This window comes from Burkholderia sp. AU31652 (genome assembly GCF_002223155.1).
Classification (GTDB): Bacteria; Pseudomonadota; Gammaproteobacteria; order Burkholderiales; family Burkholderiaceae; genus Burkholderia.
The window spans coordinates 856,858-869,233 of sequence record NZ_NKFG01000005.1 but is presented as its reverse complement, the minus strand read 5'-3'; the positions used below and the strand labels follow the sequence as shown (position 1 = coordinate 869,233).

At 68.8% G+C, this 12,376-nt stretch carries 10 protein-coding genes and 1 riboswitch; of the genes, 4 read left to right on the top strand and 6 right to left on the bottom strand.

Annotated elements, in window-relative coordinates; all coding sequences use genetic code 11:
- Window positions 1-464: 464 nt before the first annotated feature.
- Window positions 465-1,388, top strand: a complete 924-nt coding sequence (locus CFB40_RS21465; RefSeq protein ID WP_089432336.1) for a LysR family transcriptional regulator — start codon at window positions 465-467, stop codon at window positions 1,386-1,388.
- 95 nt (window positions 1,389-1,483) lie between these two features.
- Window positions 1,484-1,885, top strand: a complete 402-nt coding sequence (locus CFB40_RS21460; protein ID WP_089428063.1) for an OsmC family protein — start codon at window positions 1,484-1,486, stop codon at window positions 1,883-1,885.
- 102 nt (window positions 1,886-1,987) lie between these two features.
- On the opposite strand, the gene CFB40_RS21455 is transcribed toward CFB40_RS21460, so the two are convergent.
- Window positions 1,988-2,869 (bottom strand): Dyp-type peroxidase, encoded by an 882-nt coding sequence (locus CFB40_RS21455; protein ID WP_089432335.1) that lies wholly within the window; start codon window positions 2,867-2,869, stop codon window positions 1,988-1,990.
- A gap of 489 nt (window positions 2,870-3,358) precedes the next feature.
- On the opposite strand from CFB40_RS21455, the gene CFB40_RS21445 reads away from it, so the two are divergent.
- Both CFB40_RS21445 and CFB40_RS21440 read left to right on the top strand, forming a co-directional pair.
- On the top strand, window positions 3,359-5,221 hold the full coding sequence (locus tag CFB40_RS21445) for an ABC transporter ATP-binding protein (protein ID WP_089428065.1): 1,863 nt from the start codon (window positions 3,359-3,361) through the stop codon (window positions 5,219-5,221).
- 207 nt (window positions 5,222-5,428) lie between these two features.
- On the top strand, window positions 5,429-6,142 hold the full coding sequence (locus CFB40_RS21440; RefSeq protein WP_089428066.1) for a riboflavin synthase subunit alpha: 714 nt from the start codon (window positions 5,429-5,431) through the stop codon (window positions 6,140-6,142).
- A 14-nt stretch (window positions 6,143-6,156) separates the two neighbouring features.
- On the opposite strand, the gene CFB40_RS21435 is transcribed toward CFB40_RS21440, so the two are convergent.
- The 5 genes from CFB40_RS21435 to CFB40_RS21415 all read right to left on the bottom strand — a co-directional run bounded on the left by CFB40_RS21435 (window position 6,157) and on the right by CFB40_RS21415 (window position 12,355).
- Window positions 6,157-6,777, bottom strand: coding sequence for a hypothetical protein (locus CFB40_RS21435; RefSeq protein WP_256976882.1), 621 nt, complete (start codon window positions 6,775-6,777; stop codon window positions 6,157-6,159).
- 46 nt (window positions 6,778-6,823) lie between these two features.
- A complete protein-coding gene (locus CFB40_RS21430; protein WP_089432333.1) occupies window positions 6,824-8,065 on the bottom strand; it encodes a voltage-gated chloride channel family protein in 1,242 nt (413 codons plus the stop codon).
- A 79-nt stretch (window positions 8,066-8,144) separates the two neighbouring features.
- Window positions 8,145-8,251: riboswitch (Fluoride riboswitch) on the bottom strand.
- Between the two features lie 71 nt (window positions 8,252-8,322).
- Window positions 8,323-9,342: a chemotaxis response regulator protein-glutamate methylesterase gene (locus CFB40_RS21425; RefSeq protein WP_089432332.1), complete on the bottom strand. Its 1,020-nt coding sequence runs from the start codon at window positions 9,340-9,342 to the stop codon at window positions 8,323-8,325.
- Complete coding sequence (locus CFB40_RS21420) at window positions 9,339-11,651, bottom strand: hybrid sensor histidine kinase/response regulator (protein WP_089428070.1); 2,313 nt, start codon at window positions 11,649-11,651, stop codon at window positions 9,339-9,341. The genes CFB40_RS21425 and CFB40_RS21420 overlap by 4 nt, the downstream gene beginning before the upstream one ends.
- Window positions 11,648-12,355, bottom strand: coding sequence for a chemotaxis protein CheW (locus tag CFB40_RS21415; RefSeq protein WP_089432331.1), 708 nt, complete (start codon window positions 12,353-12,355; stop codon window positions 11,648-11,650). Before CFB40_RS21415 ends, CFB40_RS21420 begins: the two co-directional genes overlap by 4 nt.
- Window positions 12,356-12,376: the final 21 nt, after the last annotated feature.

The following is a 12,376-nucleotide window of genomic DNA, read 5'->3' as shown; positions in this document are numbered from 1 at the left end:
TCTCTGATCTGCTGCATTCACTGGCCAAGCCCCCGACTTGTTCGACTTCTTCTAATACCGTCGAACTGTCAGGCTTATATTTGGTTTGAATGCGTGCGACAGGACGGCTATCCCGAAATATGAAGCGACGGCATCTTAGCCGAACGGGTCGCGCCTTTGGCGCGAAATGGCCGACGTGGACAGCATGATGGCGGATTACTACAGGCTGTCGCGGTTTGCCGGCGGCCCAGTGTGGAATTGCCCGGGCCGATATTGCCCATTATTACGATTGTGTATGTCGCAATCCGCGCATTTCATTGCGACTTATTGCGTCGGATATCCGGATAAATGCACAACCGAATATCGGCCCAAATGATATAGATTCGTATCCCGTGCCTGCGATCGTCACGCAGGAAAGCCCGCCGTATCCGTTGCCTGCGCATCCTTTAGAATCGGTCCACCCTTCACCACGCCACCCGCGCCCCGTGCCCGCCGATCACCGTCTCGACCTGAACCTGTTTCGCGTGCTCGACGCCGTCTACGTGCATGGCGGCATCGGCGCGGCCGCCCGCGCGCTGCACCTCACGCAGCCGGCCGTCACGCATGCGCTCAACCGGCTGCGCGCGCATTTCGACGATCCGCTGTTCGTGCGGCAGGGCAACCGCGTCGTCGCAACCGAACGCACGCGCACGATCATCGCGGACGTGCAGTTGCACCTGAAGGGCCTGCAAGGTACCGCGCGCGCACCGTCGGCATTCGATCCCGCGACGCTCGACCTGAGCATCGCGGTCGGCATTCGCGACGTGCTGGAATCGATCGCGCTGCCGCGGATCGTCGCCGCGTTCGCCGACGAAGCGCCGGGCCTGCGGCTCGTGAGCCGCCGCATCGCGGTGGCCGACATCGAGCGCGAACTCGCATCGGGCAATCTCGATCTCGCCGTCGATCGCCGCGTGCCGACCGGCCCGCGCATCGCCACCGACCACCTGCTCGACGATTCGCTCGTCGTCGCGCTGCGCTACGATCATCCGCTTGCGCACGAACCGCTGCGGCGCGGCGACTATTTCGCGGCGCAGCATGTCTCGGTGTCGTCGCTCGGCGAGCCGCAATCGCTCGACGTGCTGCTCGGCAACGACGGCCGTTTCCGCGATATCCGGCTCACCTGCCAGCACTATTTCGCCGCCTGCCAGATCGCCGCGACCGGCAACCTGCTGGTCACGCTGCCGCAAACCTATGCGTTGCGGATGGCCGCGCTGCTGCCGATCGTCGTGCGGCCGCTGCCGTTGCGGCTCAAGCCGTTCCCGCTCCTCGCGTACTGGCACGAATCGCGCGACGCCGATCGCGCGCACCAGTGGGTGCGCGAACGTATCGCCGCACTCGTGCGCAGCAGCGCCGGCGTCACCGACGCCTAGCCGCGCGGCGCACGCCGTCCCGATCGGGGCGGTATGCTGACGGCTGCGCGTCACCCTCTTCCGTTTTCTCACTTTCCGCTGACCGGAGACTTGCCATGTCGCTCATCCATGCCGCCGCCGTCCTCGACGCCGATGCGCCCGACTACGTCGTCCAGCTGCAGGCCGGCACGCACGCGTTGACCGGCGACGAAGCGCCCCGCGAAGGCGGCCAGGATCGCGGGCCGGCGCCGTACGAGTTCGTGCTGGCCGGGCTCGCGCAATGCACGGCCGCGACGCTGCGCATGTACATGCAGCGCAAGACGTGGCCGGCCGCGCGCATCGACGTGCGCACCGAGCTGCATGCCGATCGCGACGGCACGCAGTACGTGCGCCGCGTCGTGACGCTCGACGGCCCGCTCGATGAAGCGCAACGCCAGCGCCTCGCCGAAATCTGCGAGAAAACGCCGGTCACGCAGTTCATCAAGCGCGGCACGCGGATCGACACGACGTTGAACTGACACGCCACGCACGAAAGCACACGGCACACGATTGCCGCGCAACAAGAAACGGGGGGCCGCGCACGATGCGCGGCCCCCCGTTTCGTCGAACCCGTCAGGCGCTTACAGCCCGAGCGCGGACAGGTCGAGCTTGCCGTCCTTCAACGGCGGGCACCAGAAATACGCGCCCGTCAGCGGCCGCGTGAAGCGGAACAGGCCGTCGACGATCCCGTCCTCCGCGCCGCTCATCCGGCGCATCTGCACGTCGAACGCGCGGAACGAGCAGCCGAACGCGACGAAGTAGAGGCCCGCGCGACGCGCGTCCGACCACGGCGACGAGCGGCGCAGCATGAACGCCTCGGGTTCGAAGCTTTCCTGCGCGGTGCGCTTCACGTGCGCGAACTCGGGTGCGTCGTCGAGTTCTTCGTTGTCCGAGCGGCGGCGCCCGACGATGTTGTCCATGTCGCCCGACGGAATGCGCTCCATCTGGTCGAAGTCGTGCAGCCATTGCTGGACCGCGACGAAGCTCGCCCCGTCGAGCCCCGCGCCCTGCCCCGTCACGATCGCCGCGGCCACCGCGTCGTCGCCTTCCGGGTTCTCCGTGCCGTCCTCGTAGCCGGACAGGTCGCGATCGTTCGAATAGCGGAAACCGTCGACCGCATCCTGCAACGCAAAGGCCGGCGCCAGCGCGCGTTCGATCGCCCGCGCGCGCAGCACGAGCTCGCCGCGGTCGTCGCCACGCAGCCAGACCCACACGTCGGCCGGCGTCGCCGGCAGCGTGCGGTCCTTCACCGCGAACGCCGGGAATTCGGTCAGCCCCGGCACCGGGTGCCCGAGGTGCGCCGCCAGCGCATGCCCGAACCCGACCACCGTGTCGCGTCCGTCGACGATCTCGCGCAGCGCGGCCAGCGCCGCGGCCACATTGCCGTCATTCGACATCGTGAAAGTGAGGTATCGGGCCGCCGAATCGATCGGGGTCAGGATGCCTTGCTGAACGTCGCTCATCGTTTCCTCAGGAATGTATCGTGGTGAATCTGCGCGGGCCGCGGCGGCGTGCGCCGCAGACGCCGAAGCGCAATCGACGCACGTGCCGGCCCTTGCGCTGCCGCACTGGGGAAAGGCCGCAAAAGAAGGGCCGAAACCCTGAATACTAACGTATCGACGCTGCAACGCCGCATTCGTCAGACGTTGCGGCGCGCCCTTCACTGCTGATAGAATCTTTTCACGTCTTTTCGGCGTCCTTTCAACCGTTCACTTCAGGGGAGGTGCAGATGTTCCGAATGCCAGCCACCTTCCCGAACGTGGTCCCACGGCGCAGCTGATCCAGCCCGCCGTCCGCGCCGGCTCCCGAGTTTTTCGCTAACCCGTCAGCCGCGCCGTTTCCCGACAGCCCGTTTCGTTTTCCGCCCGCGATGTTCGCGCGGCCCGGCTGTTGCGTTTTCGATGTTCTCCGAACCGGAAAGTCCCGTCGCGCGATGCGCCGGGCAACGATAAATGACCAGAAAAACCTCCCATCTGGGCGGCCAGGCATTCCAGGCCGTCTTCGGCTTTACCTTCCGCTACTGGCGCAAGCAGCCGGCGCGCACCGCGACGGTCGCGAGCCTTGCGCTGCTCGCCGCGCTCGCCGACGTGCTCACGCCGCTGTTCGCGGGCCGCCTCGTCGACGCGCTGTCGACCGGCCTGACCGACCGCGCCGCCGCGTGGCATGCGGCCCTCGTCGCGTTCGGCACGCTCGCGGCGCTCGGGCTCGGCGCGACGGTGCTGCGGCAAGGCGTCTACCTGAACATCATCACGCTCACGCTGAAGATGATGAGCGAGATCGCGGCCGCGTCGTTCCATCGCGTGCAGCGCTTCTCGACCGACTGGCACGCGAACAGCTTCGCGGGCTCGACCGTGCGCAAGATCACGCGCGGCATCTGGGCGCTCGACCTGCTGAACGACACCGTGCTGATCGCGCTGCTGCCGTCGGTCACGATGCTGGTCGGCGCCACCGTGCTGCTCGGCACGCATTGGCCCGTGATGGGGCTCGTCGTCGGCGCGGGTTCGCTGCTGTACATCACGGTGACGGTGGCCGTGTCGCTCGGCATCGTCGCGCCCGCCGCGCGGCTCGGCAACCTGTGGGACACGCGCATGGGCGGCGCGCTCGCCGATGCCGTGAGCTGCAACGCGGTCGTCAAGGCGTTCGGCGCGGAAACGCGCGAGGAAGCGCGGCTCGCACGCGTGATCGGCAAGTGGCGGCAGCGCACGCGCCGCACCTGGGTGCGCGGCACGTTGAACGGCGGGTTGCAGGGCGCGATGCTCGTCGCGATGCAGGCCGCGATGATCGGCGTCGCGCTGCGGCTGTGGGCGAACGACGAGGCGAGCGTCGGCGACATCGCGTTCGCGCTGACGATGTTCTTCATGCTGCAGGGCTACCTGCGCGACGTCGGCATGCACATCCGCAACCTGCAGCGCTCGGTGAACGACATGGAGGAACTCGTCGCGCTCGAACGCCAGCCGCTCGGCATCGACGATCGTCCCGGCGCGCCGGCGATCCGGATCGGGCAAGGCGAGATCCGCTTCGAGCACGTGACGTTCCGCTACGACAACCATCCGGTGCCGCTGTACAACGATTTCTCGATGCGGATCGCGCCGGGCGAGCGCGTGGGCCTCGTCGGCCACTCGGGGTCGGGCAAGACGTCGTTCATCAAGCTGATCCAGCGCCTGTACGACGTGTCGGGCGGCCGCATCACGATCGACGGCCAGGACATCGCGCAGGTCAGGCAGGATTCGCTGCGCAGCCAGATCGCGATCGTCCAGCAGGAGCCCGTGCTGTTTCACCGCACGCTCGCGGAGAACATCGCGTATGCGCGCCCCGACGCGAGCCGGGCCGACATCGAGCGCGCCGCGCGGCTCGCCAGCGCGCACGACTTCATCGCCACGCTGCCGGACGGCTATGACACGCTCGTCGGCGAGCGCGGGATCAAGCTGTCGGGCGGCGAACGCCAGCGGGTCGCGATCGCGCGCGCGTTTCTCGCCGATGCGCCGATCCTGATCCTCGACGAAGCCACGTCGAGCCTCGACAGCGAAAGCGAGCTGCTGATCCAGCAGGCGATGGAGCGGCTGATGGTCGGCCGCACGACGCTCGTGGTCGCGCACCGGCTGTCGACCGTGCGCGCGCTCGACCGGCTGCTGGTGCTCGATCGCGGCAAGGTGATCGAGGAAGGCAGCCACGACGCGCTGATCCGGATCGACGGTGGCATCTATCGCCGGCTGTTCGAGCGGCAGGCGCTGGAGCTGGCGAAGGGGCTCGCCGATTCGCCGCGGCGCACGGCGGACGACGATGCCGGGCCGCTCGGCGAGCCGGCCGAGGTGTGACGCAAGCGTGTCGCAACGCGCGCCGGCGGCGCGGTCATCGCCGCCGGCGCGCGTCGATAAACGGATCCGGATCGAGGCCGTGCCAGGTGCACGGCCTTTTTTACGTCCGCGCGTCAGGCCTGCCGCCCCGGCGCCGCGCGCCGAGGAGTGCCCTTTTCCGGTATCCCGTATCATGTCGACCAGGAAATTTGCGACTAGGGATCGACCATGTTTACAGGAATTGTCCAGGGCGTTGCCACCGTCAAACGCATCGCCGATCACGGGGAACTGAGAACCTTCAGCATCGAATTCCCGGAGCGCTTTACCGACGACATCGAGATCGGCGCCAGCGTCTCGGTCGACGGCGTCTGCCTGACGGTGACGACCATCCATTCGCCGGAGCTGATCGACTTCGACGTGATGCTGCCGAGCCTGCGAATTACGACGCTGGCCGATCTCACGACGGGTGCGCACATCAACGTGGAGCGTGCCGCGAAGGACGGCGCGGAGATCGGCGGTCATCCGCTGTCCGGCCACGTGGATTTCACCGGGACCATCCGGCACATCGCGGTGTCCGAACACAACCGGATGGTGCGCATCGGCGTGCCGGAGGCGTTCAAGCGGTATGTGTTCGCGAAGGGCTATATCGCGATCAACGGCTGCAGCCTGACGGTGTCCGACGTCAACCGCGACGAAGGCTGGTTCGATGTCTGGCTGATTCCCGAAACGCGCCGCGCGACGACCTTCGATGCGAAGGGCGTCAACGACACGGTCAACATCGAGATCGAGCGCAGCACGCAGGTGGTCGTCGATACGATCCGGGAAGCGGTCAAGGAGACGCTCGGCGAATTGAACGGCGTCGTCACCGCGTTGCTGGCGGAAAAAGGCATCGATATCGAGGAACTGCTCGCGCGGAACGTCGCGAAGCTGCCGAAGCAGTAACGGATGCCGGGAAGCTAGGTGATCCGCTGGATCACCGAGTACCGGCTGCCGTCGGAAAACACCTCGATCCACGGCTCCGATTCCTCGAACGTCCAGAGGACGAGATCGAGGTCGACCAGTTCGTCGTCGTCGGGCCAGGGCATGTTCCACCCGCCCGCGACGGCGACCACCCCGCCCGTGTACAGCGGGCATTGCGCCATCCACTCACGCTCGTAGTCGTGCGCCGCGATGCCCTTGAAGTTGCTGTTGAATCCCCATTCGCGTTGCCAGCCGTGTGCGCCGAGATAGGTGTCGATCGCGGCAGAGCCTAAGCGGAACACCGCTTCGATCGGCGGGAGCGATATCGCGTCGGAGCGGCACAGCGAGCGTTCGGACCGAACGGGTTGCGCGGCGGTTTCCACGCGGCCTGATGCGCCGTCCGCGTCGAGATACACGTTCAGCCATGTGCCGTCGCGCTCGACGGAAACGCACAACGCGCCCGCCTCGACGCCATGCCAGTAGCCGGTGACGGGTTCGCCGTCTTCCGCGAAGCGGTATTGACGGGACGGTCTGGCTAGGCGCCGCGCTTCGATCAGAAGGTCTTCCAGCGTCATTGGGTGCTCCCTGGTGGGTTTTCGGAATTCGGTCAATGGCATCGGTGCACGATTGACGGAAATGAGCAGAGGTCATGCTTTCTCCCGCTCACTCAACCTCCACCTGCGCGCCCTTCCCTACCGCCACCCGCTGCGCGCGATAGATTCCCGCGTGCCCCGAGAACAGATACGCGACGACACACGCGACAATCGCGTACACGCCGATATCCGCGCCGAACAGTTCGATCGCCATGATCGTCGACGCGATCGGCGTATTGGCCGCACCGGCGAACACCGCGACGAAGCCGAGCCCCGCGAGCACGGGCACCGGCAGCGCCAGCACCTGGCCGAGCGCGTTGCCGAGCGTCGCGCCGATGTAGAACAGCGGCGTCACTTCGCCGCCCTTGAACCCCGACGCCAGCGTGACGACGGTGAACGCGAACTTGCCCGCGAAATCGTAGAGCGGCAGCGGCCCATGGAACGCGGCCTCGATCGTCGGGATGCCGAGACCGAGATACTGCGGCACGTTCAGCGCGGTGGCGGCCGTGGCGACCAGCAGGCCGCCGAGCACTGGCTGCAGCGGCGCATAGCGGACGGCTCGCCTGAACCACGCGGTCAACGCATGCGTCGCAAACGCGAACAACCGCCCGACCACGCCGAACGCGATGCCCGCGACGACCGTCACCGCCAGCCCCGTCGCCGACACGGCCGGCACGAACGGAATCGCATAGGCCGTGTGATGCACGCCCCACGCGCGACAGACGACGTCCGCGACGATCGCGGAGGCCACGCAGGTCAGCAGCGCGTCGTACCGCACGCGCCCGATCGCGAGCACCTCGAGCCCGAACACGGCGCCCGCGAGCGGCGTGCCGAACACCGAGGCGAAACCGGCCGCGATGCCGCCCATCAGCAGCACGCGGCGATGTTCGCGATCGAGACGGAACACCTGCGTGACGCGATCGGCGAGTGCGCCGCCCATCTGCACGGCCGTACCCTCGCGCCCAGCCGAGCCGCCGAACAGGTGCGTGACGACGGTCGCGACGAGCACGAGCGGCGCCATCCGCTTCGGCACCAGCGCCTTCGGGTCGTGAATCTCGTCGATCAGCAGGTTGTTGCCGCGCGCGACGGACTGGCCGAAGCGATGGTAGATCCAGCCGGTCGCGAAACCGGCGGCCGGCAGCCCCCACAGCAGCCACGGATGCGCGACGCGCGTGCCGGTCGCCCAGTCGAGCGCGATCAGGAACAGGGCGGAAGCCGTGCCGGCCAGCGTGCCGAGCAGGGCCGAGAGCGCGAGCCAGCGGCACACATAGCGCACGGTCGCGAGAAGATCGGCAGAAGTCGTGAAGAACATGATTTCCAGATTCGACGGAACATCAAAACCTGGGCGGCAGAAACCCGCATGGACGGCCTGCGACCTCCTGACGACCCAGGAACACGCAGGCATCATCAGCCGGGCGAACCGGCGGTTGAGGGCCGCACCGTGCGCAACAACGCGCCGAATACGACCGCAGGGAGGCATGCCATCTCCGCTGGCCGCCATTGTACGCGACGCCTCGCGCCGCCCGCAACGTGGCCACGGCACGGCACCGCGCGCACCCCTCGGCGCCGTCAGTCGCGCAGCGGACGCGCGATGCGCGAGATCAGTTGGGGCGCGATCCGCTCGAGCGGCAGGATCGCCGACGCCGCGCCGATCGCCGCGGCCGCCTTCGGCATCCCGTAGACGGCGCTGGTCGCCTCGTCCTGCGCGATCGTGTAGCAGCCCTTCGCACGCATCGCCTTCAGGCCGAGCGCGCCGTCGCGCCCCATGCCCGTCAGCAGCACGCCGAACGCCTCGCCCTGCCAGCCGTCGGCGACGCTGTTGAAGAACACGTCGATCGACGGCCGGTACGGCGTCTCGACCGGATGCCGCGTATAGCCGAGCACGCCGCGCGGCGACAGGGTCAGGTGATCGTTGGTCGCCGCGAGCAGCACCTCGCCGGCCTGCGGCACGCTGCCCTGCCGCGCGACGCGCACCGGCAGTCGCGTATAGCCGTCGAGCCACTCGGCCATCCCGAGCGCGAATGCCTGGTCGACGTGCTGGACGATCACGATCGCCGCCGGAAAATCACCCGGCAGCGCCCGCAGCAGCGCGGTCAGCGCGGTCGGGCCGCCCGCCGACGCGCCGATCGCGACGAGCGTCGGCTGCCCGCGCTCGGGCGCCGGCCCCGGCGGCACGAGCGCCGCGGTGCGGCTTTCGAGCAGCCGGCCGATCTGGTCGATCTTCGCGAGCAGCGCCTGCGGCGACGCGTCCGTCGACAGCCCGAGCGCGAGCGTCGGCGTGTCGACCGCATCGAGCGCACCGGCACCCATCGCCTCGTACACCGACGACGTGTTCGCGCTGACGCTCGCCGTCACGATCAGGATCGCGCACGGCGCACGCGCCATGATCCGGCGCGTCGCGGCGACGCCGTCGACCTTCGGCATCACGAGATCCATCAGCACCACGTCGGGCGGATGCGCAACGCAGAAATCGACCGCCTCGTCGCCGTCGGTCGCGACCCACAGCACGCGGTGGTCCGCGCGCAGCGCGATCACGCGGCGCAGCGCCTCCACGGCCAGCGGCAGGTCGTTGACGATGCCGATGTTCATCGGCGCGCATCCCCGATCAGGTCGTGCACGGCATCGAGCAGCGCTTCGTCGTGGAAGCTGCTCTTCGCGAGGTAGTAGTCGGCGCCCGCATCGAGCCCGCGACGGCGATCCTCGTCGCGATCCTTGTACGACACGATCATCACCGGCACGCGCTTGAGCATCGGATCGCCCTTGATCAGCGTGACGAGCTCGATGCCGTCCATGCGCGGCATGTCGACGTCCGTGACGACGAGATCGAACCCGTCGCTGCGCACCGCGTTCCAGCCTTCCATCCCGTCGACCGCGACCGTCACGTCGTAGCCGCGCTTTTCGAGCAGCTTGCGTTCGAGCTCGCGCACCGTCAGCGAATCGTCGACGACGAGCACACGGCGGCGCCGGTCGGCGAGCGCGAGTTGCGGATCACGCGTGAGCCGCGCGAGCTGCCCGCCGCGCACGAGCTTGTCGACCGAGCGGATCAGGTCCTCGACGTCGACGATCAGCACCGGGTCGCCGTTCTCGAGCAGCGCGCCGGCCGCGATGTTCTGGATCTTGTGCAGGCGGCTGTCGAGCGGCTGCACGACGAGCATCCGCTCGCCGAGGAAGCGGTCGACCGCGACGCCGTACAACTCGGGCTCCGCGCCGACGACCACGACCGCCGTGCTCGTGCGCGCGACGTCGGGCTCGCCCGCATCGAGCAACTGGTGCGCGGCGACGAGGCCCGCGCGCCGGCCGTCGAACGGAAAATGCGGCTGCCCTTCGAGCACGTCGATATCGTCGTGCGCGAGTTCGAGCGTGCGGCGCACGTGCGCGAGCGGAAACGCATACGGCTCGCCACCCACTTCGACGAGCAGGCTGCGGATCACCGACAGCGTGAGCGGCAACTGCAGCACGAAACGCATGCCCGCGCCCGGTTCGTTGAAGATCCGCACCGCGCCGCGCACGCCGCGCACCATCTCCTGCACCGCGTCGAGCCCGACGCCGCGGCCCGACACGTCGGTCACCGCATCGCGCATCGAGAAGCCCGGCAGCAGCAGGAATTCGAGCAGTTCCGGATCGGACAGGCGCGCGGCCGTCTCGTCGTCGGTCAGGCGCTGGCGCACGACGGCCGCGCGCAGCGCGTCCATGTCGACACCGGGCCCGTCGTCGATCACGCTGACCAGCAGCGAGCCGGCGCTGTGGCGCGCCTCCAGCGTCACGCTCGCCTCGGCCGGCTTGCCGCGCGCACGCCGTGCGTCCGGCGAATCGACACCGTGGTCGATCGCGTTGCGCAGCAGGTGGCCGAGCGGCGCGTCGAGCAGGTCGAGGATGTCGCGGTCGACCTGCGTACCCTCGCCGACGATCGAGAAACGCACCTGCTTGCCGAGCGAGCGCGCGAGATCGCGGACGATGCGCGGATACGCGCGCGTCGCGTCGCCGAACGGCCGCATCCGGCACTGCAGCGCTTCGTCGTACAGTTGCTCGGCAATATGCGTGCTGCGCCGCTCGAAGCGGTCGAATTCGTCCATGCGCTCGGCGAGCGAACGCTGCAGGTCGTTGAGCATGTGCCGCACTTCGTTCATCGACGCGAGCATGCCCGCGTCGAGATCGTCGGCGAATTGTTCGTACATCAAATCCAGCGACCGGGCCGCGTCGCGCTGGGCGCGCTTCACGCGCAGCATCGATTCGGCGAACGGCTTGAGCCAGCGCGATTCGACCAGCGATTCGCCGGACAGGCTCAGCAGCCGGTTCAGCGTATCCGCACGCACGCGGCGCATCGCGCCGGCGCCGGCCACGCGGCCGGCCTGGGCCGGATCGGGCACGCCGCCCGATACGGCGAGCGGGGGCACCGCGGCGCTGGCCCCGACGGGTTCGTTCGCGGCGCCGTCGTGCTCCCGAAACGGGACGATCGACGGCGGCACCGGCGGCGGCGGGGCCGCGGCCGCCGCCTGCATCGTCTGCGCGCCGTCCGCGCCGGTCAGCGCCGCCGCGAACACGTCGATCTCCGTCTGCGTGACGGGCTGCCCCTGCGGATCGCCGACGCGCACCAGCAGATCGACGCCCGCCAGCAGCACGTCGACGTGCGTGGCCGTCAGCGCGATCGTGCCGGCCTGCGCGGCGACGAAGCACTCTTCCATCCGCCCCGCGATATCGACGCCGAGCGGCACGCCGACGATGCGCGCGGCGCCCTTCAGCGAATGCGCGGCGCGCATGCATGCCTCGAGCGCGACGGAATCGGGTTCGCCCGATTCGAGCGCGAGCAGCCGCTCGGACAGCGCCTGGGTCTGCGTGCGCGTCTCCTCGCGATACAGCTCGAGCAGCGACAGGTGGCTCAGGTCGTCATCGCCGCTCATCGCATGCTCCGTGTGACTGCGTCGAACAGGCGGTCGTCGTCGAGCAGGCCCACCGACTTGCCGCGCCACGACAGCACGCCGCGCGACAGGCCGGCGCTCGCGCGCCCGGCCGTTGCCGGCACGGGCACCCAGTCGGCGGCGCCGAAGCGCAGCACGCCCTCGACTTCGTCGACCGGAAACACGACCGGCTCGCCCTGGTGCGCCGCCACCAGCAGCCGCGTGAAGCGGCCGTCGTCACCGCCGTTGCCGCCCTTGCCGGCATCGAGGCCGAGCAGCGCGCCGATCGAGATCGCGATGCGCAGCGTGCCGCGGATGTTGACCACGCCGCGCACGGCCGAATGGCGGCGATGCGGCAGCGAATGAATCGGGCGCGTGCCGGCGATCTCGCGCAGCACGCCGATCGGCAGCGCGAGCCATTCGTCGGCCACGCGGAACGCCAGCGCCGCGTGGTGCGTATCGGCATCGGCGTCGTGCATGTGCGGCGCGCCGGGTGCGCTCATCCGGCGCGTGGTGTCGGCCATCTCGGCACTGTCGAGCGGGCGCTCGAGCAGCTTCGCCGCGTGATACGCGTACACCGGGCAGTTCAGGCAGCGCAGGCAGTCGTTCAGCCGCTCGCACGAGCGGTCGCCGCGCGTGCCGATCCGGTTCCAGCAATCGTCGACGTCGATCGTCGTCTCGTCAATGGCAGCGGCGGCGCGGTTCATGGATTCCTCTGGTCATCGCGG

Coding starts and splice junctions, on each gene's coding strand:
- CFB40_RS21460 (WP_089428063.1), top strand. CDS start 1,484: ATGTCGCTCATCCATGCCGCCGCCGTCCTCGACGCCGATGCGCCCGAC.
- CFB40_RS21455 (WP_089432335.1), bottom strand. CDS start 2,869: ATGAGCGACGTTCAGCAAGGCATCCTGACCCCGATCGATTCGGCGGCC.
- CFB40_RS21445 (WP_089428065.1), top strand. CDS start 3,359: ATGACCAGAAAAACCTCCCATCTGGGCGGCCAGGCATTCCAGGCCGTC.
- CFB40_RS21440 (WP_089428066.1), top strand. CDS start 5,429: ATGTTTACAGGAATTGTCCAGGGCGTTGCCACCGTCAAACGCATCGCC.
- CFB40_RS21435 (WP_256976882.1), bottom strand. CDS start 6,777: ATGCCATTGACCGAATTCCGAAAACCCACCAGGGAGCACCCAATGACG.
- CFB40_RS21430 (WP_089432333.1), bottom strand. CDS start 8,065: ATGTTCTTCACGACTTCTGCCGATCTTCTCGCGACCGTGCGCTATGTG.
- CFB40_RS21425 (WP_089432332.1), bottom strand. CDS start 9,342: ATGAACATCGGCATCGTCAACGACCTGCCGCTGGCCGTGGAGGCGCTG.
- CFB40_RS21420 (WP_089428070.1), bottom strand. CDS start 11,651: ATGAGCGGCGATGACGACCTGAGCCACCTGTCGCTGCTCGAGCTGTAT.
- CFB40_RS21415 (WP_089432331.1), bottom strand. CDS start 12,355: ATGAACCGCGCCGCCGCTGCCATTGACGAGACGACGATCGACGTCGAC.